At 60.5% G+C, this 23409-nt stretch carries 20 protein-coding genes and 1 tRNA gene; 14 read left to right on the forward strand and 7 right to left on the reverse strand.

Annotation, left to right across the window (positions count from 1 at the left end):
* Nucleotides 1-65 precede the first annotated feature (65 nt).
* From gyrA to pyrF, 11 genes are all read left to right on the forward strand, one after another.
* Nucleotides 66-2630 carry a DNA gyrase subunit A gene (gene gyrA / locus AAF659_RS02095; RefSeq protein WP_349750040.1) on the forward strand — a complete coding sequence of 855 codons (2565 nt, stop codon included), beginning with the start codon at nucleotides 66-68 and terminating at the stop codon, nucleotides 2628-2630.
* A 3-nt stretch (nucleotides 2631-2633) separates the two neighbouring features.
* Nucleotides 2634-3716, forward strand: a complete 1083-nt coding sequence (gene serC, locus AAF659_RS02100) for a 3-phosphoserine/phosphohydroxythreonine transaminase (protein WP_349750041.1) — start codon at nucleotides 2634-2636, stop codon at nucleotides 3714-3716.
* Between the two features lie 2 nt (nucleotides 3717-3718).
* On the forward strand, nucleotides 3719-4816 hold the full coding sequence (pheA, locus tag AAF659_RS02105; protein WP_349750042.1) for a prephenate dehydratase: 1098 nt from the start codon (nucleotides 3719-3721) through the stop codon (nucleotides 4814-4816).
* The gene (gene hisC / locus AAF659_RS02110; protein ID WP_349750043.1) at nucleotides 4816-5922 is read left to right on the forward strand and encodes a histidinol-phosphate transaminase; all 1107 of its coding nucleotides are present in this window, start codon (nucleotides 4816-4818) and stop codon (nucleotides 5920-5922) included. Before pheA ends, hisC begins: the two co-directional genes overlap by 1 nt.
* Nucleotides 5922-8153 carry a bifunctional prephenate dehydrogenase/3-phosphoshikimate 1-carboxyvinyltransferase gene (locus AAF659_RS02115; RefSeq protein WP_349750044.1) on the forward strand — a complete coding sequence of 744 codons (2232 nt, stop codon included), beginning with the start codon at nucleotides 5922-5924 and terminating at the stop codon, nucleotides 8151-8153. The genes hisC and AAF659_RS02115 overlap by 1 nt, the downstream gene beginning before the upstream one ends.
* The gene (gene cmk / locus AAF659_RS02120; RefSeq protein ID WP_349750045.1) at nucleotides 8150-8833 is read left to right on the forward strand and encodes a (d)CMP kinase; all 684 of its coding nucleotides are present in this window, start codon (nucleotides 8150-8152) and stop codon (nucleotides 8831-8833) included. Before AAF659_RS02115 ends, cmk begins: the two co-directional genes overlap by 4 nt.
* Before the next feature lie 133 nt (nucleotides 8834-8966).
* Nucleotides 8967-10652: a 30S ribosomal protein S1 gene (gene rpsA / locus AAF659_RS02125; protein ID WP_349750046.1), complete on the forward strand. Its 1686-nt coding sequence runs from the start codon at nucleotides 8967-8969 to the stop codon at nucleotides 10650-10652.
* Between the two features lie 118 nt (nucleotides 10653-10770).
* Nucleotides 10771-11067 carry an integration host factor subunit beta gene (locus tag AAF659_RS02130; protein ID WP_349750047.1) on the forward strand — a complete coding sequence of 99 codons (297 nt, stop codon included), beginning with the start codon at nucleotides 10771-10773 and terminating at the stop codon, nucleotides 11065-11067.
* Between the two features lie 18 nt (nucleotides 11068-11085).
* The gene (locus tag AAF659_RS02135) at nucleotides 11086-11391 is read left to right on the forward strand and encodes a lipopolysaccharide assembly protein LapA domain-containing protein (RefSeq protein ID WP_349750048.1); all 306 of its coding nucleotides are present in this window, start codon (nucleotides 11086-11088) and stop codon (nucleotides 11389-11391) included.
* Entirely contained in the window at nucleotides 11388-12557 is a 1170-nt protein-coding gene (lapB, locus tag AAF659_RS02140) for a lipopolysaccharide assembly protein LapB (protein ID WP_349750049.1), read from the forward strand. Before AAF659_RS02135 ends, lapB begins: the two co-directional genes overlap by 4 nt.
* Before the next feature lie 15 nt (nucleotides 12558-12572).
* Complete coding sequence (gene pyrF / locus AAF659_RS02145; protein WP_349750050.1) at nucleotides 12573-13277, forward strand: orotidine-5'-phosphate decarboxylase; 705 nt, start codon at nucleotides 12573-12575, stop codon at nucleotides 13275-13277.
* Here the strand turns inward: pyrF and AAF659_RS02150 are convergent.
* From AAF659_RS02150 to AAF659_RS02165, 4 genes are all read right to left on the reverse strand, one after another.
* On the reverse strand, nucleotides 13274-13636 hold the full coding sequence (locus tag AAF659_RS02150) for a translation initiation factor Sui1 (protein ID WP_349750051.1): 363 nt from the start codon (nucleotides 13634-13636) through the stop codon (nucleotides 13274-13276). The genes pyrF and AAF659_RS02150 overlap by 4 nt on opposite strands.
* Nucleotides 13637-13811: 175 nt before the next feature.
* Nucleotides 13812-14363: a nucleoside 2-deoxyribosyltransferase gene (locus tag AAF659_RS02155; protein ID WP_349750052.1), complete on the reverse strand. Its 552-nt coding sequence runs from the start codon at nucleotides 14361-14363 to the stop codon at nucleotides 13812-13814.
* Nucleotides 14364-14416: 53 nt separating this feature from the next.
* A tRNA-Asn gene (locus tag AAF659_RS02160) sits at nucleotides 14417-14492 on the reverse strand.
* Nucleotides 14493-14529: 37 nt separating this feature from the next.
* Nucleotides 14530-15714 carry a pyridoxal phosphate-dependent aminotransferase gene (locus tag AAF659_RS02165; RefSeq protein WP_349750053.1) on the reverse strand — a complete coding sequence of 395 codons (1185 nt, stop codon included), beginning with the start codon at nucleotides 15712-15714 and terminating at the stop codon, nucleotides 14530-14532.
* Between the two features lie 107 nt (nucleotides 15715-15821).
* Here AAF659_RS02165 and uvrB point away from each other — a divergent pair, with 107 nt between their 5' ends.
* Entirely contained in the window at nucleotides 15822-17849 is a 2028-nt protein-coding gene (gene uvrB, locus AAF659_RS02170; RefSeq protein WP_349750054.1) for an excinuclease ABC subunit UvrB, read from the forward strand.
* 22 nt (nucleotides 17850-17871) lie between these two features.
* Here the strand turns inward: uvrB and AAF659_RS02175 are convergent, their stop codons facing one another.
* Nucleotides 17872-19077, reverse strand: a complete 1206-nt coding sequence (locus AAF659_RS02175) for a cation diffusion facilitator family transporter (RefSeq protein WP_349750055.1) — start codon at nucleotides 19075-19077, stop codon at nucleotides 17872-17874.
* 435 nt (nucleotides 19078-19512) lie between these two features.
* On the opposite strand from AAF659_RS02175, the gene AAF659_RS02180 reads away from it, so the two are divergent.
* Nucleotides 19513-20538 (forward strand): quinone-dependent dihydroorotate dehydrogenase, encoded by a 1026-nt coding sequence (locus tag AAF659_RS02180; protein ID WP_349750056.1) that lies wholly within the window; start codon nucleotides 19513-19515, stop codon nucleotides 20536-20538.
* A 179-nt stretch (nucleotides 20539-20717) separates the two neighbouring features.
* Here AAF659_RS02180 and rmf read toward each other — a convergent pair whose 3' ends face one another.
* On the reverse strand, nucleotides 20718-20930 hold the full coding sequence (rmf, locus tag AAF659_RS02185; protein WP_349750057.1) for a ribosome modulation factor: 213 nt from the start codon (nucleotides 20928-20930) through the stop codon (nucleotides 20718-20720).
* 316 nt (nucleotides 20931-21246) lie between these two features.
* Between rmf and rlmKL the strand changes: the two genes are divergently transcribed.
* Complete coding sequence (gene rlmKL / locus AAF659_RS02190; protein WP_349750058.1) at nucleotides 21247-22758, forward strand: bifunctional 23S rRNA (guanine(2069)-N(7))-methyltransferase RlmK/23S rRNA (guanine(2445)-N(2))-methyltransferase RlmL; 1512 nt, start codon at nucleotides 21247-21249, stop codon at nucleotides 22756-22758.
* Nucleotides 22759-22771: 13 nt separating this feature from the next.
* On the opposite strand, the gene AAF659_RS02195 is transcribed toward rlmKL, so the two are convergent.
* Complete coding sequence (locus tag AAF659_RS02195) at nucleotides 22772-23386, reverse strand: outer membrane beta-barrel protein (protein WP_349750059.1); 615 nt, start codon at nucleotides 23384-23386, stop codon at nucleotides 22772-22774.
* Nucleotides 23387-23409 lie beyond the last annotated feature (23 nt).

Genomic DNA, 23409 nt, shown 5'->3' on the forward strand with positions numbered 1-23409 from the left:
GGCTTTGGCGTGCCCGTGCAGCACGCCGCAGACCACCGCCAGAACACAGGAAGGATGACGTCCCGATGGGAGAGCTAGCCAGAGAAATCCTGCCGGTTAACATCGAAGAAGAACTCAAGCAGTCCTACCTGGATTACGCCATGAGCGTGATCGTGGGGCGGGCGCTGCCGGATGTTCGGGACGGGCTGAAGCCGGTGCACCGCCGGGTGCTGTTCGCCATGGACGAGCTCGGCAACGACTGGAACAAGGCCTACAAAAAGTCCGCCCGCGTGGTGGGTGACGTCATTGGTAAATACCATCCGCACGGTGATGCGGCGGTGTACGACACCATTGTGCGTATGGCCCAGCCGTTTTCATTGCGCTACACGCTGGTGGACGGCCAGGGCAACTTCGGCTCCATTGACGGCGACAACGCCGCAGCAATGCGTTACACAGAAGTGCGCATGCGCAAGCTCGCGCACGAGCTGCTGGCGGATCTCGACAAGGAAACCGTCGACTATGTTCCCAACTACGACGGTACCGAGCAGATCCCCGAGGTACTGCCCACGCGGGTACCCAACCTGCTGGTCAACGGCTCTTCCGGGATCGCGGTGGGTATGGCCACCAATATCCCCCCGCATAACCTGCGCGAGGTGGTTGAAGCCTGCCTGGCCCTGGTCGAGGACGATTCGCTCAGCGTTGATGACCTGATGGAATACGTTCCGGGCCCCGACTTCCCCACCGAGGGGCTGATCAGCGGCCGCGCAGGGATCGTGCAGGCCTACCGGACCGGCCGGGGCCGCATCTACGTGCGCGCGCGGCATGAGATCGAGCACGACAGGAAGACTGGTAAGGACGCCATCATCTTCAATGAGCTGCCTTACCAGGTAAATAAGGCGCGCCTGATCGAGAAGATCGCGGAGCTGGTCAAGGAAAAGCGCCTCGAGGGCATCAGCGAGCTGCGGGATGAGTCCAGCAAGGAAGGCATCCGCATTGTGATTGAAGTGCGCAAGGGCGAGAACCCCGAGGTGATCGTCAATAACCTGTTCAAAAACACCCAGCTCGAGAACGTGTTCGGCATCAACTGTGTAGCTCTGGTGGATGGCGAGCCCCAGGTGCTCAACCTCAAGCAGATGCTGGAGCGTTTCCTGCTGCACCGGCGTGAGGTGGTGACACGCCGCACAATCTATGAACTGCGCAAGGCACGCGAGCGTGGTCATGTTCTGGAAGGCCTTTCTGTGGCGCTGGCCAACATCGATGAGGTGATTGAGCTGATCAAGGCGTCGCCGGGTGCCGCCGAGGCCAAGGAAAAGCTGCTGGCCCAGGGCTGGCAGCCGGGGCAGGTCAACGACATGCTCGAGCGCGCCGGTGCTGACGCCTGCCGCCCAGACGATCTGCCGGAAGGTTATGGCCTGCGTGACGGGCAGTACCATCTTTCGCCGGAGCAGGCCCAGGCGATTCTGGATCTACGCCTGCATCGCTTGACCGGCCTTGAGACGGAAAAGCTGTTCAGTGAATACAAGGACATCCTCACCAAGATCGGGGAGCTGATCGAGATCCTGAGCAACCCGGACCGACTGATGCAGGTCATCCGCGAGGAGCTGGAAAAAATCCGCGATGAGTTTGGTGATGCGCGCCGTACCGAGATCGTGAGCTCACGCCAGGATCTGACCACGGCGGATCTGATCGATGAAGAGGATTTGGTGGTCACGATTTCCCACAACGGCTACGCCAAGACGCAGCCGCTCGAGGATTACCGGGCACAGCGTCGCGGTGGCCGTGGCAAGTCCGCCACCAGCATGAAGGATGAGGACTTCATCGAGACCCTGCTGGTGGCCAACTCCCACGACACCATCCTGTGCTTCACGGACAAGGGCAAGGTGTACTGGCTGCGCGTGTTCGAGATCCCGCAGGGCAGCCGCAACTCCCGTGGCAGGCCCATGGTCAACATCCTGCCACTGGATGACGACGAGCGTATTTCCACCTTTCTGCCGGTGCGTGAGTACACCGAGGGCCATTATGTGTTCATGGCCACCGCCAACGGCACGGTCAAGAAAACACCGCTGGAACATTTCTCGCGCCCACGCAGCTCCGGCCTGATCGCCACCAACCTGGACGAGGGTGATCACCTGATTGGCGCTGTCATTACCGAGGGCGGAACCGAAATCATGATGCTGGCCACCTCTGGCAAGGCCGTGCGCTTTACCGAGGATCAGGTGCGCTCCATGGGCCGTACGGCGCGGGGCGTGCGCGGCATCCGGCTCAAGGCGGGTGAGCAGGTGGTATCGCTGATCCAGCCGGATCCGGAAGGGTATATCCTTACGGCGAGTGAGAACGGTTTTGGCAAGCGCACGAAAGTTGAGGAATTCCCGGCCTACAGCCGCGGCAGCCAGGGTGTGATTGCCATGCAGTGCTCTGAGCGCAACGGCGACCTGGTCTGCGCGCTGCAGGTATTTGAGGGCAATGAGATCATGCTGATCTCCAACCAGGGTACGCTGGTGCGTACCGGTATCGAGGATGTCTCGATCAGTGGACGCAATACCCAGGGCGTGCGCCTGATCCGGATGACCGGTGATGACGAGCGCCTGGTAGGCATCCAGAGGATTGAAGACAGCAGCGACGATGATGACGAAGACGGGGAACAGGACTGACCCATGACACGAGCCTATAACTTTTGCGCCGGCCCGGCAGCTTTGCCGGAGGAAGTGTTGACGCAGGCGCGCGACGAAATGCTGGACTGGCAGGGTACGGGCCTGTCGGTTATGGAAATGAGCCACCGGGGGGATGCCTTTGTCGGCATCGCGCAGCAGGCGGAACAGGACCTGCGTGAGCTGATGGGCATTCCGGACGACTACGCTGTGCTTTTCCTGCAGGGGGGCGCCAGTAGCCAGTTTGCGGGGGTGCCGCTGAATCTGGCAGGGCCCAATGACCCGGTTGACTACGTCAACACCGGCGTCTGGTCGCGCAAGGCGATTGCGGAGGCGGGTCGGTTCACGGACGTCAGGGAAGTGGCCAGCTCTGAAGCGGACGGCTACACCCATGTGCCGGATCCGGCTCAGTGGCGGACGCGCCCCGAGGCCCGCTATCTACACATCACGCCTAACGAAACCATCGGCGGGCTGGCGTACAGCCGCTTCCCGGAGGCCGGGGATGTGCCTGTGGTGGCGGACTGGTCTTCGGCCATTCTCTCTGAGCCGGTCGACGTTACACGTTATGGCATGATCTACGCCGGTGCGCAGAAGAACATTGGCCCTGCCGGGCTGACCCTTGTGATCGTACGCCGGGATCTGATCGGCAACGCGCGTGACGGCACACCGGCGATGCTGGACTACGCCGTTCACGATAAAGCCGATTCCATGTACAACACCCCACCCACCTACGCCTGGTACCTGGCGGGGCTGGTCTTCCAGTGGCTCAAGCGCCACGGTGGCCTCCAGGCCATGGCGGACATCAACCGGCGCAAGGCCAATCGCCTTTACGGCTTCATTGATGCGAGTGGCTTCTACGCCAATCCGGTTCAGCCGGAAAACCGGTCACTGATGAACGTGCCGTTCACCCTTGCGGATGACAGTCTCAATGATGCCTTCCTTGAGGGCGCCGAGGCCCGTGGCCTGCTCAACCTCAAGGGCCATCGCTCGGTGGGCGGTATGCGGGCAAGCATCTACAACGCGATGCCGGAAGCCGGTATTGGGGCGCTGATTGACTACATGGCGGAATTCGAAAAAGAAAAAGGCTGACCATGAGCGACGAAGAGGCGCGTCTGGCCCGGTTGCGCAAGCGCATCGACCAGATCGATGACGACCTGCTTAAGCTGATCAGTGAACGGGCCGAGTGCGCCCGGGACGTGGCCGAGGTGAAGCAGCAAGCGAAGCCGGAAGAGGATGTGGCGTTCTACCGCCCGGAGCGCGAGGCGCGCATTCTCAGCCGCATTAAGGAGCGTAACCCGGGGCCACTGGCCGACGAGGAAATGGCGCGTCTGTTCCGTGAGGTGATGTCCGCCTGCCTGGCGCTGGAAAAACCCATGACGATCGCGTTTCTGGGACCGGAGGGCACCTTCACCCAGGCAGCGGCGTTCAAGCATTTCGGTCACTCGGTGCTGAGCACCCCGTTATCCGCTATTGGTGATGTCTTTCGTGAGGTGGAATCCGGTAACGCCCAGTACGGGGTAGTGCCGGTGGAGAATTCCACCGAGGGGATGATCAATCACACACTTGATATGTTCATGGGGTCGGGGCTGAAAATCTGTGGTGAGGTTCAGCTGCGCATTCATCACCACCTTCTGAGGCATCCGGGCCAGGATGAAGCCGGTATTACGCGCCTGTATTCGCACCAGCAGTCGTTTGCCCAGTGCCGCAAGTGGCTGGACAGCCACTGGCCAGCTGTCGAGCGTATCACCGTCTCCAGCAATGCCGAGGCGGCCCGCCTGGCCAGCCAAGAGGAGGGCGCCGCCGCCATTGCCGGGGACATGGCGGCCTCGCTCTACGGTCTTGGAATCGCCCACGGCAACATCGAGGACCGGCCGGACAACACCACGCGTTTTCTGATCATCGGCACCGAAGCCGTGCCTCCCAGCGGGCAGGACAAGACCTCCATCCTGGTTTCCATGCGCAACCGCCCAGGCGCCCTTTATGAGCTTCTGGAGCCGTTTAAGCGCGAAGGCATTGATCTGACCCGCCTTGAAACCCGGCCATCGCCCAGAGCCACCTGGGCTTACGTGTTCTATATCGACTTCGTCGGTCACCGGGACGCGCCCGTCATCCAGGCGGTTCTGAATGAGATTGAAGCTGAGAGTCAGGAACTGAAGCATCTGGGGTCTTACCCCATGGGAGTGCTGTGATGAGCTGTGATTACGAGGCGTTGGCCGCGCGCGGCGTGCAGGGCCTGCAGCCGTACCAGCCGGGCAAGCCGGTGGATGAGCTGGCGCGCGAGCTGGGGCTTGACCCAGAGCGGATCGTGAAACTGGCCAGCAATGAGAATCCTTTGGGGCCCAGTGACCGTGTCATCGCGGCGGTTGAAAGCGCACTCCCGGAAGTGACCCGGTACCCGGATGGGGCCGCCTATACTCTGCGTCAGACTCTGGCAGAGCGTCTGAACGTGATGCCCGAAATGCTGACGTTGGGTAACGGCTCCAATGATGTACTGGAACTGGTCGCGCGCGCTTTTGCCGAACCCGGCACCGAGATCGTTTATTCCGAGCATGCCTTTGCCGTCTACCCCATCGTGACCCAGGCCATTGGTGCGGATCACGTGAAAGTACCGGCGCGCAACTGGGGACATGACCTGGAGGCAATGGCGGACGCCATTACGCAAAAGACGCGGCTGGTCTTCGTCGCCAACCCGAATAACCCCACCGGTACAGTGGTCGAGAAAGACGCAGTCTACCGGTTCCTCAAACGGGTACCAGAAAACGTCGTCATTGTGCTGGACGAGGCCTACTGTGAGTACCTGCAGGGGCCGCAGTACGCAGACGGTGTTCAGTGGCTCAGCGAGTTCCCGAACCTGGTGGTCTCGCGCACCTTTTCAAAGGCCTGGGGGCTGGCGGGGTTGCGCATGGGGTACGGCATATCCAGTCCGGAGATTGCGGATGTCATCAATCGCGTGCGCCAGCCTTTCAACGCTAATGCCCTGGCGCAGGCCGCAGCGACGGCGGTACTGAATGACCAGACCTACATTGAGCGCGCAATCGAGGTGAACCGGGCGGGGCTGGAGCAGCTGGCGGTCGGCTTTGACCGGCTGGGGCTGGACTATATTCCCTCGGCGGCCAACTTCATCGCCCTGGATACTGGGCGGGACGCCAACGAGGTGAACGATGCCCTTCTGCACGAGGGGGTTATTGTGCGCCCGGTGGGTGCTTATGGAATGCCCCGGCACCTGCGCGTTTCGGTTGGGCTCGAGCACGAAAACCGGCGTTGTCTGCAAGCGCTGGAGAAGGTGCTGGGCTGATGGCCAGCGACGACACCCCAGTGTTCCAGCGTATGGCCGTGATCGGCCTGGGTTTGATCGGCGGTTCCCTGGCACAGGCTGCGAAGACCCGTGGGCTGGTTGCCACAGTGGTGGGCTGTGATGAGCGCTCTGGTCCCCTGGAAGAAGGGCGTCGTCTGGGCCTGATCGATGAAAGTGAAACGGATGCGGCGTGTGCCGTAGCGAACGCGGATCTCGTGGTGCTGGCCGTACCGGTGCGGGCCAACCGTGCCGTGCTGGCGCAGATCCGCGGTGCCCTGCCGGAAGGCGCAGTGCTCACGGACGTGGGCAGCGTTAAGGGCGGGTTTGTGGCGGATGTGCGTGGTGTTTTCGGTGAATTGCCCGTAACCGTTGTGCCCGGTCATCCGATCGCCGGTTCTGAAAGGAGCGGGGTCGGCGCCGCTGACGCGGACCTGTTCCGGGATCACAAGGTGATCCTGACGCCGGAACCGGAAACCGACGCCGGCGCACTCAAGAAAATGTGCCAACTCTGGTCCGCCTGCGGTGCCGAAGTGCTGACCATGCCGGTGGCGCGACACGACGAGGTGCTTGCTGCTACCAGTCATCTGCCGCACCTGATCGCTTTTTCGCTGGTGGATACGCTGGCTGGCGAGGACGACAGCCAGGATATCTTTCGCTACGCTGCCGGCGGCTTCCGTGATTTTACCCGCATTGCCGCCAGTGACCCCGTGATGTGGCGCGATATTTTCCTGGCGAACCGTGAGGCAGTGCTGGAAGCACTGCAGCATTTCCGCAGCGATCTTGACCAGCTTGGCGAGGCCATTGCCGCCGGTGATGGTCAGCGGTTGCAGCAGGTGTTCACCCGCGCCAAGGCGGCACGCGAGCACTTTTCCCGAATCCTTTCCGGTGAGGCCTATCTCAACACCATGACCGATCAGACCGTGACCTACACCGCCCGGCCTGCTGGCGCCATCCAGGGCGATATCCGGGTGCCCGGGGACAAGTCCATGTCCCACCGCGCCGTCATGCTGGGGGCGCTTGCCGAGGGCGTAACCGATGTCTCCGGCTTTCTTGAGGGCGAAGACAGTCTCGCCACGCTTCAGGCCTTCCGTGATATGGGCGTGACCATCGAGGGACCGGACGCGGGGTTTGTGCGTATCCACGGTGTGGATCTGCACGGGCTGCAGCCGCCCCATGGATCACTCTATGTGGGTAATTCCGGAACCGCCATGCGCTTATTCGCCGGGCTTCTGGCAGGTCAGCGCTTTGATACCGAACTCACTGGCGATGCCAGCCTGACGCGCCGGCCCATGGCGAGGGTGGCGGACCCGTTGCGGCTGATGGGAGCGCATATTGATACCGCCGAGGGCGGCAGGCCGCCGCTTCACATCGCCGGCGACCAGCCGCTGAAGGGCATTGACTATGAGCTGCCCGTGGCCAGCGCCCAGGTGAAGTCCTGTCTGTTGCTGGCTGGTCTGTATGCCGAGGGTGAGACCACGGTGACGGAGCCGGCCCCGACGCGGGACCACACCGAGCGCATGCTCAAGGGGTTTGGTTACCCTGTAGCGCAGGAGGGAGCTGTGGCACGGCTTAGTGGCGGTGGTCATCTGAGCGCCTGCACCATTGACGTACCCGCTGACATTTCCTCAGCCACCTTCTTCATTGTCGCTGCGGCGATCACGCCGGGGTCTGATCTTTGGCTGCGCCATGTCGGTGTTAATTCGACACGTATTGGCGTCCTCAACATCCTGAAGGCCATGGGCGCAGCGATTGAGTTGCATAATGAGCGCGAGGCCGGCGGTGAGCCCGTCGCGGATCTGCGCATCCGCTATGCGCCGTTGACAGGTATCCGCATTCCCGAGGACCAAGTGCCGCTGGCCATCGATGAGTTCCCTGCGATCTTCATCGCAGCTGCTAACGCTGAGGGCAGTACAGAGCTGGTGGGAGCGGCGGAGCTGAGGGTCAAGGAAAGTGATCGGATCCAGGTGATGGCGGATGGTCTCGATGCGTTGGGTATCGCCAGTGACGTCCGTGAGGACGGCATCCTGATCCAAGGTGGCGCTTACGGCGGCGGCAGAGTCGACAGCCACGGTGATCACCGCATCGCGATGGCATTCACGGTTGCAGCCCTGCGGGCAACCGGGCCCGTCAGCATTGATGACTGCGCGAACGTGGCCACCTCTTTCCCCGGTTTTGTGGCACTGGCCAACAAGGTCGGGTTGAACGTTGAATCTTCTGAGGAGACCCAATGACGGCATCCGAACAGGCACCGGTGCTCACCGTGGATGGCCCCGGTGGGGCCGGCAAGGGCACGATATCGCAGCTTCTGGCGCGGAAGCTGGGGTGGCATCTGCTCGACAGCGGCGCACTCTATCGACTCACGGCTCTGGCGGCCATGAAACAGGCTGTGGCGTTTGATGATGAGACAGCGCTGGCTGGGGTTGCAGGGGCTCTGGATGTGCGGTTCGAGCCGAGCCCGGGCGATGAGCCGGCCCGGGTTTTTCTGAACGGTGCAGACGCCACTACTGCCATCCGGACCGAAGAATGTGGCGATCGTGCTTCCCGCGTGGCGGCTCTCCCCTCGGTCCGCCAGGCGTTGCTCCAGCGCCAGCGGGACTTCTGCCAGCCACCCGGTCTGGTGGCCGACGGCCGCGATATGGGGACGGTGGTTTTCCCGGATGCAAGCCATAAGGTATTCCTGACCGCCTCGGCCGAGGAGCGGGCCCGGCGGCGCCACGAGCAGTTGCTGGCGCAGGGGGAGGATGTTAAGCTTGCCGACCTTATAGAAGAGATTCAGGTTCGGGATGAGCGGGACGTAAACCGTTCAACCGCGCCGCTGAAACCGGCGGATGATGCGCGGGTTGTCGATACAACCGGATTGTCGATTGACGAGGTGCTGGATCAGGTCCTGGCAGTAACGGGCCACACCTGATAGCGCCTTGTTGTTATTGAGAGAGTGCCGGCGGGCCGTTGGGAGACCAGCATGGCGGCGCGAAGGCTTATGATGAACGGACCCGGGAGGGCTGGCTCGCGGGGAGCTTGGTATTGATCACATAGGACACACAATGAGCGAAAGCTTTGCGGAACTTTTTGAAGAGAGCCTGAAAGACATCGATATGCAACCAGGGTCGATTGTCAAGGCCTCGGTTGTGGACGTTGACAGTGACTGGGTGACGGTCAACGCCGGTCTGAAGTCTGAGGGTATCATTCCGGTATCCCAGTTCTACAGCGAGAATGGGGAGCTGGAGGTCGCGCCGGGCGACGAGGTTGATGTGGCGCTGGATGCCGTGGAAGACGGTTTCGGGGCAACCCGCCTGTCGCGTGAGAAAGCTAAGCGCGCTGAAGCCTGGAAAGTGCTTGAAAAAGCCTTCGAGGCGGAAGAAGCGGTCAAGGGTGTGATCAATGGCAAGGTTAAGGGCGGCTTCACTGTCGACCTCAAGGGCATCCGGGCCTTCCTTCCGGGTTCTCTGGTTGACGTTCGCCCGGTGCGCGATACCACGCACCTCGAGAACAAAGAGCTCGACTTCAAGGTCATCAAGCTTGATGCCAAGCGCAATAACGTTGTGGTCTCCCGTCGTGCCGTTCTGGAAGCTGAGAACAGCGCCGAGCGTGAGCAGCTGCTCGAAACGCTCACTGAAGGCATGGAAATCAAAGGTATCGTCAAAAACCTTACCGATTATGGCGCCTTCGTGGATCTGGGCGGTGTTGACGGCCTTCTGCACATCACAGACATGGCCTGGAAGCGTATCAAGCATCCGAGCGAAATCGTGAACGTTGGCGACGAGATCAACGTCAAGGTTCTCAAGTTCGATCGTGAACGCAACCGTGTCTCTCTCGGTCTGAAGCAGTTGGGCGAGGATCCGTGGATCAACATCAAGGGACGCTATCCGGAAAGCATGCGCGTCCCGGCGAAGGTCACCAACCTCACCGATTACGGCTGCTTCGCCGAGCTGGAAGAAGGTGTCGAGGGTCTTGTACACGTCTCCGAGATGGACTGGACCAACAAGAACATCCATCCCTCCAAGGTTGTGGATGTGGGTGATGAGATTGAGGTGATGATCCTCGACATTGACGAGGAGCGCCGCCGTATTTCGCTGGGTATCAAGCAGTGCCAGCAAAATCCCTGGGAAGAGTTCTCGCAGAACTACAACAAGGGCGACCGGATTTCCGGTAAGATCAAGTCCATCACGGACTTCGGTATCTTTATCGGCCTTGAGGGCGGTATCGATGGTCTGGTGCACCTGTCCGACATCAGTTGGAACGAAACCGGTGAGGAAGCGGTCCGCAAATATAAGAAGGGCGACGAGGTTGATACCGTCATCCTGTCTGTGGATCCGGAGCGTGAGCGTATCTCCCTGGGCATTAAGCAGCTCGAGAGCGATCCCTTCGCTGAATTCACCCAGGTCAACGATCGTGGCAGCATCGTCACTGGCACTGTAAGCAGTGTTGATGCCAAGGGGGCGACCGTAACGTTGAGTGAAGAAGTGGAAGCTACTCTGAAGGCTTCCGAAGTCAGCCGGGACAAGGTTGAGGATGCACGCAACGTTCTTCAGGAAGGCGACGAGGTGGAAGCCAAGATCATCAGCGTTGACCGCAAGAATCGCGTGATCAATCTGTCGATCAAGTCCAAGGATGTTGAGGACGATAAGGAAGCTATGCGTGATGTGCGCGAGAAAGCTGAGAGTACCAGCAGCGCCACCACCATTGGTGACCTGATCAAGGAGCAGATGCAGCAGAACGACAACAGCTGAGGCTTTGGCGGCTGTTAATTATCAAAAAAAACGGGCTGTAAAGGCCCGTTTTTTTTGTCTTTTTCATCAGGTTCGCTAAACTTAGGGCGTTTCTGAACCTGTGAGGAAGGACAGGACCATGACGAAATCCGAACTGGTAGAAGTGATCGCCTCGAAACAGTCCCAGCTGTCCGGCAAGGATGTGGAGCTGGCGGTCAAAACGATGATTGATCACATGTCGCAGGCGCTGGCCGAAGGGGAGCGGATCGAAATCCGCGGCTTCGGGAGCTTCTCTCTGCATTACCGGGCGCCGCGTGTAGGTCGAAATCCCAAGACCGGCGAATCCGTGAACCTGCCTGAAAAGTACGTTCCCCACTTCAAGCCGGGCAAGGATCTGCGCGAGAAGGTCAATGACAGCATGAAGGCCGGGTACTGATCCCGTAGGGAGGGCCTGATGGCCAGGATACGTCGCATTGTTCTTATTCTGCTGGCACTTGTTCTGGGATTGGCGGCAATGCTGTTCAGCTTCGGTAACCGGCAAGAGGTGGTGCTGGATCTGCTTCTGGTTCAGACGCCTCCCGTCAGTGTCGCGCTGGTGCTGGTTCTGACGCTCATCGCGGGCGTGATTCTGGGCGCTGGAGCAATGCTGGGGCCACTGTTGCGGGCGCGCGCCGGCCGCCGTCGGGCGGAGCGCCAGTTCCGCAAGTCTGAAAAGCAGTCTCGTGGACTGCAGCGGAATCCGGCCAAGAGTATGGAATGAACACCATCCTGCAGTGGCTGTTGCTGGCGGTGGCGGTCGGCATCGGCTGGGGGTTGGGGCGCTGGCGGCTTTACCGCCAGTCCTCACCGGCTCCCATTGATGACGAGGACCGGCTCCGGGAACGCCTCCAGTTTCTGTTCACCAACTATTCCGATGAGGCTATTGAATCCTTTCTGGATTCGCTTGAGGTTAATCGCGAAACGGTCAACCTGCATCTTTCGATTGGGGCCCATTTCCGTGATAAGGGAGAAGTGGCGCGGGCAACGCTGATCCATCAGAACCTGCTGGCGCGACCGGAGCTACCCAGCCGTTACTCATCACAGGTTACCTATGAGTTGGCTCTCGACTATCTTGCGGCAGGTCTTCTTGATCGGGCGGAAGCACTGCTGCAGGAGCTTTTGGGGACCCGTGCCTATGGTTCCCGTGCAGCGGAACAGCTGGTACTGGTCTATCAGCGCGAACGGGATTGGGAAAAAGCCGTGGAAGTGGCCCGGACCCTGGTAGGGATCAACGATACGCCGGAGATCCGCAAGCAGCTTGCTCATCTTCTGTGTGAGCAGGCCTCGGATCAGGGCGCTGCAAGTATGACGCCGGATCCTCGGGAACTGCTGCAGCAAGCCCTTTTCCATGATCCCAGCTGTGTCCGCGCCAGCCTGCTGCTTGCGGATCTGGCGCGCGAACGTGGCAGCTGGCGTGAGGCTCAGCAACTGCTTCTGAAAGTCTTTGATCAGAACGCCGCTTTTGGCCCGGAAGCGGTCCGGCGGCTGGTGCGTCTGGCTCACGAGTTTGGCATCGAGCGTAAGCTCCTGCGGCGCCTGTACCGGATTTACCGTGACCATCCATCGACGACATTGCTGTTGTGCCTGGCGGAAGAGGAGGAGCGCTTCAATTCACGGGAGAGGGCGCTCCGCCTGCTTCATGATGAATTGCAGCAGCGCCCGAGTCTGCGAGCACTATTGCACCTTCTTCAGATGGAAGAGGGGCAGGACCCCGCGAACGGATCCACACGTCATCTGGTGCGCCAGGTCGGGCAACGGTTGCTGGAGAACCGGCCCGCCTACCAGTGCACGCGCTGTGGTTTTAGAGGGCAACAGCTGCATTGGCTTTGTCCAAGCTGTAAGAACTGGGAAACTGTTGAGCCCTATCAGGGGGTTGAGGGTGAGTAGTCGCGGGAGTTATTGATGGCATCAATTGTTGTTGCTCTGGATTTTGCAGACCGGCTGGAAGCGCTCCAGCTTGTGGATCAGTTGGACCCGGGCCGGTGCCGTCTCAAGGTGGGCAAGGAGATGTTTACCCGCTTCGGCCCGGGGTTCGTGCAGGCGTTACAAGGTCGCGGATTTGAGGTCTTTCTTGATCTGAAATTCCACGATATTCCCAATACCGCAGCGGCTGCCGTGGCGTCGGCGGCGGAGTTGGGGGTCTGGATGGTGAATGTCCATGCATCCGGTGGCCGCCGGATGATGGAGGCCTGTGTGCGGGAGTTGGCGAAGTTTGGCGAGGAGCGGCCGCTGTTGATCGGAGTGACAGTACTGACCAGTCTCACTGATTCAGAACTGCAGGAGATCGGCTGGGAGGGTGGTGCCGGTGCTACGGTGAACCGGCTATCCCGCGTGGCATGTGAGTCCGGCCTGGATGGGATTGTGTGCTCGGCTGCCGAGGCGTCGTCGCTGCGTGAGTCCCTGGGGCCGGAGCTGCGGCTCGTGACGCCGGGTATCCGGCCAGCTTCTGCCGCCCGGGGGGACCAGCAGCGTGTGATGACGCCAGCGAAGGCGATTGCTGCCGGCAGTGATGATCTGGTGATTGGTCGCCCGATCACGCGGGCGGCGGATCCCATGGCGGCGCTGGCAGCTATTGAGCAGGAGCTGGTGGCGGCCAGGGGCGACTAACCGCCGGCTTTTTTCGCTTTCCAGCCTTTTTTCTCAAGCTCGTTGAGCAGGGTATCCCGGTGGTCGCCCTGGATCTCGATCACGCCGTCACGGACGGTGCCGCCGGTGCCGCATTTAGCCTTGAGGGTTTTGGCGAACGCCTTAAGGTCTTTCTCTGGCAGGTCGAGACCTGTGACTAGAGTGACGCCCTTGCCTTTGCGGCCTTTGGTCTCGCGCTGGATGCGGACGGTGCCATCGCTGGAGGTTGAGCGGGTTTCGTTGCTGCACTGGCACTGGTCGAGGGGGTGGCGGCATTCGGGGCAGGTTTTGCCGCCTGCTTCGGTGGAGTAGACGAGGCCGCCATCTTTGTTCCTGCTCATTGCTTGTGGTCCTCCAGCCTGTTGAGTCGTTGCAGGGGGCAGGATGAGGCAGTACTAATCGGGAAACGCTGTAAATACATCCCTGTACGCTGCTCTTCCGCCATCCATGGCTCCAGAGCTTCCCGCTTAGCACTGCCTCATCCTGCCCCGGATAGCTTGAGGGTGGTTCCTGCCGTTAGAAGTGCTTTGACAGTACTTCAGCGGCTTTTCGGAACAGGTCCTCATCGAATGATTCCTCGGGGGTGAAGCCCTCGCTCCGCCATTCCAGTGATCCTGAAACAAACACCCCGCCACTGGCCTCAATGCCACAGTCCAGCATCAGGTTATCGCACAGACCGAATCCTTCAACCAGGCTGCCATTGGCGTCGGTATCAGCGCCGCAAGAGACGCGCTGGTTGTAAGGGGTGGTGCAGGTGGTGTAGGCGGCAACAAGCTTGTTCTGGGCGATCATATAGCCCACTTCGAAAATGGTCCCGGCGTCGGCGCTGGGGCCGCGAAAGGGCGTAAGGTTGGCGATAAGGCCGTCGGCTTGGTTCATGAGGTTCCGGTTGGCATCATAAATGAGCTGGGCCGGGCTGCTGGCAGTGTCGAGGTCCAGGTCATTGTCGCAGGGAGAAAGGGCCTCAAGGCCGTGTTCAGCGAGGATGGCCTTTTTGGTGGCTTCGATGGGGTTGCGGATGGTGTCCGGGAAGAAGACGTCCGGTCCAGCGAGGTAGATGCTTGCCATTGGGGCCCCTGAAACAGAAAAAGCCGCTCCGTGGAGCGGCTTTTTGCGATGTTTGGCTCCCCGAGCTGGGCTCGAACCAGCGACAACCTGATTAACAGTCAGGTGCTCTACCAACTGAGCTATCGGGGATAAGCGCTGCGTATATTAGGGGCGCTTGGCCCCTTCGTCAAGTCTTAAGAACCTTCCCGAGCCGCTCGATGGCGTTTTCAAGGTTTTCCATGCTGGTTGCGAAGCTCAGGCGCATATGACCGGGTGTGCCGAAGGCGGAGCCGGGCACCAGGGCGACGCCCGCTTCCTGGAGCAGATGTTCGGCGAGTTCCTGGTCGTTGCTGACGCCGGGCGTTGCCTCAATAGCGCCTTGGAAGCCCGGGAAGGCATAGAAGGTGCCGTCGCTTTCAATGCATTCCACGCCGGGCAGTTGGTTCAGGGCATTGACCACATAGTCGTGGCGCTCGCGGAAGGCTTTGAGCATCTCGCCCACACAGTCCTGCGGGCCGTTCAGGGCCGCCGTCGCCGCAGCCTGGGAGATGGAGGCCGGGTTGGAGGTGCTCTGGGACTGGATTTTTTTCATGGCGCCGATCACCTCGGCGGGGCCGGCGGCGTAGCCGATGCGCCAGCCGGTCATGGAGTAGGCCTTGGAAACGCCGTTGAGGACGAATGTGCGGTCCTTCAGCGAGGGCGTGGCGTTAACGATGTTAACGAATTCCCCGTTCCAGAGGATGTGTTCGTACATATCGTCAGTGGCGATCATGACGTCCGGGCGTTCCTCCAGAACCTCGCCGATGGCAGCCAGTTCGTCCCGGCTGTAGGCCTTGCCACTGGGGTTGGACGGGCTGTTGAGCACGACCAGGCGGGTGCGCTCGGTGAGCGCATTCCGGATCTGCTCGGCGCTAACCTTGAAAGCGGTTTGGGCGCTGCTCTCCAGAATGACCGGAGTGCCCTCGGCGACCTTGACCATATCCGGGTAGGAAACCCAGTAGGGTGCCTGAATGATGACCTCATCCCCCGGATTGAGAAGGGCCAGGGCCAGGTTGAAAAAGCTCTGCTTGCCGCCGCAGGAAACCAGGATCTGGTTGCGCTCGTAAGCCAGATCATTATCCCGTTGGAACTTTTCGATGATGGCATCCTTGAGTTCCGGTGTGCCATCTACTGGAGTGTACTTGGTCCTGCCGGCATTGAGCGCGTCTACCGCCGCCTGTTTGATGTGTTCAGGCGTATCAAAATCAGGCTCACCGGCGCCAAGGCCAATGATGTCCTGGCCGGCGGCGCGCAGCTCGGCGGCCTTGCTGGTGATCGCGAGGGTAGGCGAGGGCTTGATCTGCTGGACGCGGTTGGATAGTTGCGCGCTCAAGTCGGACTCCTGTTGAAAAGTCGATGTGCCGGAATAATGTCGTGTACATGATAGCATGAGCTCTCCTGCCATGTGCGATTCCCGGATCCGGAAGAGACCGTAATACTATGTCGAAAGAGGACCTGACGTTCCGTGTGGCCTCGGATTTTGAGCCCTCCGGTGACCAGCCCCAGGCGATTGAGAAGCTGGTGGAGGGCGTTCATGACGGCCTGATGCATCAGACGCTGCTGGGCGTCACCGGCTCCGGCAAGACGTTCACCATGGCCAAGGTGATTGAGCAGATTCAGCGCCCAACCATCATCATGGCGCATAACAAGACACTGGCGGCGCAGCTCTATGGCGAGTTCCGCGATTTCTTTCCGGACAACGCTGTGGAGTACTTCGTCTCCTATTACGACTATTACCAGCCGGAGGCCTACGTGCCGGCCTCGGATACCTTCATTGAGAAGGATGCCTCGGTGAATGAGCACATTGAGCAGATGCGGCTCTCCGCCACCAAGGCGCTGCTGGAGCGCCCGGACGCCATCATCGTATCAACGGTTTCCTCCATCTATGGTCTGGGTGATCCGGAGTCCTACCTACGCATGATCCTGCACGTGACGCGGGGCGAGCAGGTGGATCAGCGCGATATTGTACGGCGCCTGGCGGAGCTCCAGTACACGCGCAATGACACCGAGCTGCAGCGTGGCAATTATCGGGTGCGTGGCGAGGTGATCGATGTCTTCCCAGCGGAATCCGAGGATCAGGCGGTTCGCATCGAACTGTTCGACGACGAGGTGGAGAATATCGCCTGGTTTGACCCGTTGACGGGGGAGATCATCCAGCGCCTCCCTCGTGTAACCGTCTACCCCAAGACGCACTATGTGACGCCGCGTGAGAAGATCCTGAACGCGGTTGATGCGATCAAGGAAGAGCTGGAGGAGCGCCTGAAGCAGCTGCGTGACAACAACAAGCTGCTGGAGGCCCAGCGCCTGGAAGAGCGCACCCGTTACGATATGGAGATGATGCTGGAGCTGGGCTACTGCAATGGCATCGAGAACTACTCGCGCTATCTTTCCGGGCGTCAGCCAGGCGAGGCGCCGCCCACGCTCTTCGATTACCTGCCGGATAACGCCCTGCTGATGATCGACGAGTCCCACGTGACCATTCCGCAGATCGGCGGTATGTACAAGGGCGACCGCTCGCGCAAGGAAACGCTCGTGGAGTACGGCTTCCGGCTACCGTCGGCGCTTGATAACCGCCCCATGCGTTTTGATGAGTGGGAGCGCATGGCGCCGCAGATGGTGTTTGTGTCGGCAACGCCGGCCAAGTACGAAGAAGAGCATGCTGGGCAGGTGGTTGAGCAGGTGGTGCGGCCTACGGGCCTTGTGGATCCGGAGATCGAGGTGCGCCCCGCTTCGACCCAGGTAGACGATCTGCTGTCGGAGGTCCGGCGTTGTGCTGAGGCCGATGAGCGGGTGTTAGTGACGACCATGACCAAGCGCATGGCGGAGGACCTGACGGATTTTCTGGAAGAGCACAGTGTGCGGGTGCGCTACCTGCACTCGGATGTGGACACGGTCGAACGTGTGGAGATTGTGCGTGATCTGCGCCGGGGTGTGTTTGATGTACTGGTGGGCATCAACCTGCTGCGCGAGGGCCTGGATATGCCGGAGGTCTCGCTGGTGGCGATCCTGGACGCGGACAAGGAGGGCTTCCTGCGCTCGGACCGGTCGCTGATCCAGACGATGGGGCGTGCGGCCCGCAATATTCATGGTAAGGCGATTCTTTATGCGGACCGTGAGACGGGGTCAATGCGCCGGGCGATGGACGAGACGGAGCGCCGGCGTGAGAGGCAGATGGCTCACAATGAGGCGCATGGCATCACGCCGACGGGGCTGAATAAGAAAGTGGCCGATATCATGGAGGGCGCTCAGGGCCAGCATAAGCACGCTGAGGGTGGCCGTGAGGTGGCTGAGTCGTCGTCGGATTATGCGGCGGAGGTTCAGGGCAAGGATGCGGATCAGATGCTGAAGGAGATCGACCGGCTCGAGGATGAGATGTACAAAGCGGCTTCCAATCTGGAGTTTGAGAAGGCGGCTCGGCTCAGGGATGAGGCGAACAAGTTGAAGGAGGCGGCTCTGCGGTATGGCTGAGTTCTTGGCTCAGGCCAGGAACTCAATTCTGATTCGGCCCGGTGCGGAACTCATCGGCGTACCAGATGCGGATGTCGCCAATCCAGGGCAGATCGCTGGTGCGGGACTTGAGCTGGCAGGTCAGGCACTGCTGGTTGCGGGCCTGTTCGTTCACGGCCGTGCGGCTTTCAAGGTAGAGCTCCACGGAGACTTCATCCGATAGGTAATGGAGCCGCGGCGGGCAGGTGTTGTGGAAGTTGATCAGGTCGTCCCAGCGCTGCTCGAGCTCATTGGCCACCGCGCTGCGTGACGGCAGGATGGCGGCGTGTACATCCTGCTGCACGGCTTCGTCTTCGGCATCGATGTGGAAAGTGACCTCGCGTACGTCCGGCACGGCGTCAAGCAGACGGTGCTCAGCACGCACGCCAATTTCATGGCCTTCGGAGACGCTTACTTGCGGGTCGACCTGGAGGTGGATGTCGAGGAGGAAGTCGGAACCCATACGGCGGCTCTTGATGGCGTTGACGGAGCGTACGCCCTCGGTTGCTTCAGCGATTTCGCGCAGGTGCCGCTGTTTTTCCACCGGCATGGCGGTATCGACCAGTTCCTTGATGTTATCCCAGGCGAGGTGCCATCCCACACGCGCGACAATCACTGCGATGGCGCAGGCGGCGACAGCGTCAAGCCAGGGGTAGCCGAGCATGGCGCCGGAAGCACCGAGCATGACGACAATGGAGGAGAACGCGTCGGTGCGGCTGTGCCAGGCGTTGGCGACCAGTAGATCCGAGCGTATGGAGCGGCCTACTCTGAGGGTGTAATGGTAGATCCATTCCTTGCCGAGAACGGCGGCGGCGGCTACCACCAGCACCGGCCAGCCGGGTACGCCCAGTTGCGTGCTCGCTACCCGCTGTACGGCTTCCCATGCAAGCGCGCCGGCGAGGGCGATGAGGGCGCTGCCCAGGATGACGGCGCCCAGTGTTTCAAAGCGTTCGTGGCCGTAGGGGTGATCTTCGTCGGGTTCTTCACGGGAGATGCGGAACAGCACCAGCACCATGATGTCAGAGGCCACATCTGAAAAGGAGTGGACACCGTCGGCGATCAGGGCATAGGAGTTGTAGAAGAAGCCAATGATGACCTTTACAACGCCCAGAAGGGCATCCAATACAAGCCCGACCAGGGTTACCCGGCGTGCGGACTGGAGTTCGCTCTCGGGCGCATGGTCAAGGGTTGTTTCTTCAGATGCATTCATAAACTGCACTGCTTTCTTAGGGCGCACACAGGGTAACCCGGACACGGCAGCCGTGGACAGGGCGCAGTGTAAACGGTACGGCCAACCTTTTCATCTTTCAATGGCAAGGAAAGGGTTTATTTTATGCACAGAAACGGTGCTGAACCGTGATTTTCGTAAAATGCCGTCAATAGCGGAACTTAGCTTTTGCAGTTCTGTAAGTTACTGAAAAATAGTACAAAAAAGTTTGGTTAAAAAATGTACAATCTGCAGAGCTCCGCCATTGGCAGGCGGTCTGGCGGTTTGCCACAAAAAAGTTCACAGAGTTTTCCACAGATTTCGTGGAAAAGGTCATGGAAACGTCATCGCACTGCCACCCAAAGTGTTTAACGGCCTTGCTGCTCTTTCCTGTACACTGTTGGTTCCATCGCAACGTTCCATTCCGGTGATCAATCCATGTACAAGGCCCTGAGATCTCTTTCCTTCCGGCTTCCACCTGAAACAGCTCATTGGTTGGCGCTGGAGGCGGCGCGGACTGTGGCCAGAACCGGTCTGCTTGAACGTCTTTGGCCGGCCCCGGCTGCCAGGCCTGTGGAGGTGATGGGACTGAGCCTGCCGAATCCCGTTGGGTTGGCTGCGGGGCTGGATAAGGATGGGCGTTACATTGATGCGCTGGGTGCTCTGGGTTTCGGATTTCTGGAAATCGGAACCGTCACGCCGCGTGCCCAGGCGGGTAATCCGAAGCCCCGACTGTTCCGGCTTCCGGAGCATGAGGCAATCATCAACCGTATGGGGTTCAACAATCAGGGTCTGGAGGCCATGGCTGCCAATATCCGGGCCAGCCGCTATGACGGTGTACTGGGCATCAATGTGGGTCGCAATAAGGATACGCCGGCGGAGTCTGCGCTGCAGGACTATCTGGTCGGTATTGAACGCATGTGGCCGCTGGCGGACTACCTCACGATCAATGTCTCCTCGCCCAATACGCCTGGTCTCAGGGATCTACAGCACGGCGAAGCGCTGCGTTCGTTGCTGGCGGGTATCCGGGAAAAGCAGCTTGCGCTGACGGAGTCCAAGGGCCATTACGTGCCCATCGCCGTAAAGGTGGCACCAGACATGGACGAATCCGCCATTCGCTTTATGGCGGAGACGCTGCGCGAGGTGGGGATGGACGGTGTTATTGCCACCAACACCACGATCGATCATTCGGCTGTGGTACGGGATCCTCTGGGCGAGGAAACGGGTGGGCTGAGTGGCCGCCCTCTGTCAGAGCCCTCCACAGCTGTCATCCGTCAGCTTCGGGCGACGCTGGGGGCGGATGTCCCGATCATTGGGGTGGGCGGTATTACCAGTGGCGCGGCAGCGCTGGCGAAGCTCCGGGCTGGGGCTTCGGCGGTTCAGCTGTATTCCGGGTTGATCTATCGTGGGCCGGGACTGGTAGCGGACTCGGTTCGAGCCGTTGAAGGGGCGTCGCAGCATTGACTATAAACGGGCCCGTCCTGCGGGCCCGGTGGGGGACGGGTGGTCCCCTTTTCATGCTGTCAGAGATCACTACTCTGTCTGGGGTAGGGGGCGGGTAGCCCCCTGGGCTGCCGCCACCAGGTGATGGCGTTCAGTTCTTTCCGGTTTTTTTCAAGGGTGGCCGCCTCGCGGCGGTCGCTTCACGCTGTTAGGTACGGCATTCTGTGTATTGAGGAGACACCCTGTGTCAGTCCGCTCCAGTGGTCTTCCCGACCTTCTCGCCACCCGTTCAACCATTCCTGTCGGGTTTCCGGTTTATCCAATGGACAGATTTCTTTGGACTTTCCGGATAAACCTGCCATGTAACCGCGTTTGTAGGCGCGGGCTGACATGTCTCGCTTCTGTTTTTTCATGCTCTCTACCTCATGTGGTCATGTCGGTCTTGAGCGTGCGCACGAATTCGCCACACTTGTTTGAGCACCCATCACGGGCCGCCAGCAGCGTGAAACCGGCAGTGATCCGCTCAAGGGCGTTGGCGAATGGATCGATCCATTCAGGGCCCTTTCCGTCTGTTTTTAACAGGCGGTGTCATTGACGCGTCATAATCAGTAAAGCGCAAAATCTGCGCAGTGTATACCCAGAAAAAGCTAATCATGCCCGGGGTTATGATTAGTGAAGGCAATAAGCCTGCTGTGACAGGCATCAACCGTTGAAACCGTTGGATTGAAGATGAATGATTTTTTTGTAACCGCCTCATGGGGTCTGATTGAGCTGCTGGCAGATGAAGTGGCGGCCCTCGGCCATGAAGTCAGCGGTCGCGCATCCGCCGGCCTCTGGGTCCGTACGGATATGGCCGGCGCCCGCCACATCTGTCTCTGGTCAAGGCTGGCGAGTCGCGTGATTCTGCACCTGACGCGGGCGCAAGCCGACAGCGCCGATACGGTTCGCGAGGCGGCTGCAGCTGTCCCGTGGGAGCAATGGCTGGATGCCGGCATGAGTTTCCGGGTCCGCTTTCAGGGCACCTATGGTGACATTCTCAGCCCGCGGTTTGGCGCCCAGTGCGTCAAGGACGGATTGATGGAGCGGGTTCGTGCCAGGAGCGTACCGGAGCCGGTGATGACACCCAGCGATCCGGACCTTCCAATAAGGGCGCGGTTGCGCAATGGGCAGCTTGAGCTGGGGTTGGATATGGCTGGCGAGGGTCTGCATCAGCGCGGTTACCGGACGGAAGCCGGCGAGGCACCGCTGCGCGAGACGCTGGCTGCCGGCTTGCTGCACCGGGCCGGTTGGCCTGAGAAAATGAGGGCTGGCGGCGATCTCGCTGATCCTTTCTGCGGTTCCGGCACGATCCTGATTGAAGCTGCCATGATGGCCACGGACACGGCGCCTGGCCTTTATCGGGACTTCGCCTTTGAGCGCTGGCCGCAATCCGCAACCTCAGGGTGGCCGGAACAGAGAGCCGAGGCCCATGAACGCCGCAGGCAGGGGCTCGCAACCAGCCGGATCCAATTCCGTGGCACCGATGTGGATAAGCAGGTGGTGGCTGTAGCCTGGCGCAATATTGAGCGCGCCGGTTTCAGTGATCGCATTCATGTGGAGAAGTGTGACGTGGCTGACTGGCGCATACCGGACAAGGTCAATACCGGCCTCATCCTCACTAATCCGCCCTACGGGAATCGGCTGGAAACCCGCGAACGGGCCGCTGAGCTATTCCGGGTCTTCGGAGAACGGCTGCGCAACGAGGCAGAGGGGTGGCACCTGGGGCTGCTTTTGGCGGAGCCGGAACTGGGGCATCAACTGGGGGTGCGTGCGCGGCGCCAATACCGGTTCTACAACGGCTCACTGGAGACCACGCTGCTGCTTTTCGAGATTCAGGAGAGCGATTTCCGTCAGCCACAACAGTCACTGGAGGAGTTGCGCACCGGCATCCCGGAGCCGGAAATTTACAATGAAGAGCGGGCGGCCATGCTTGCGAATCGTCTGCGCAAGAATCGGCGCCACCTTCGGCGGCGGATCAACAAGACGCCGGAGCAGGCTCACTGCCTTTATGACGCGGATATACCGGAATACGCGGTGCGTATCACCCAGACCGGACATCATCTGGCCATTCGCGAGTACGCGCCACCGGCCTCAGTGCCGGAGAAAAACGCACGGCAGCGGCTTGCCGAGGTGCTGGCGGTTGCGCCGCAAGTGCTTGGGATTGAGGCGGATGCGGTATCGTGTGAACGGCGTGGCCGCTGAGACGGTCTTCTGATCAGAAGTCCAGCCGCAGGCCGAGGTTCCACTGCCGGATGCGGATGTGGCTGGTCGTGTCCTGGTGCAGTTGCCCGTACTCCACGAACACACTGGAATTGCCGATGAAATCCACATCCGTACCCACCAGCCAGCTCCGGCTGAGGCTGGTCTCGAGGTAAGAGTCTTCTGTGACGGTCACATTGCCGTCGTCATCCTCACTGGTGCGCGTGGCGGTGGTCTCCACATGGCTCATGCCGAACTGCGCATAGGCGCGGGAGAACATCGTCCAGTGGTAATAGACGCCGATGTAGGCACTGGCGTAATAGTCGATGTCCAGCTCCAGATTGGCGGTTTCCTCTTCCGGCGAGGGCGCGGCGCCCCCTCTTGCCTCAACCTTGACGTGGTCATTCAGGAATTTCCCGAACACAACGCCAGTGGTGGTCACGGTTGCCTTACCGTTGCCATCACTGAGTTTTTTGTGTCGGAAATGGGAGCCGGTTACGCCGAGATAGTACTCACCAGCCTTGCTGTCGGCTTCCTGCTGCTGGGGGCGTTTCTGTCGCTGCTGAGCCAGGCCCGGCAGGCTGGCAACCAGAAGTGCTGAAACAATCAGAAGAACGGCAATGCGGCGCATAGGCTGGTGTATCCGTGGCGCTG

The organism is Salicola sp. Rm-C-2C1-2 (assembly GCF_040196175.1).
Classification (GTDB): domain Bacteria; phylum Pseudomonadota; class Gammaproteobacteria; order Pseudomonadales; family Oleiphilaceae; genus Halospina.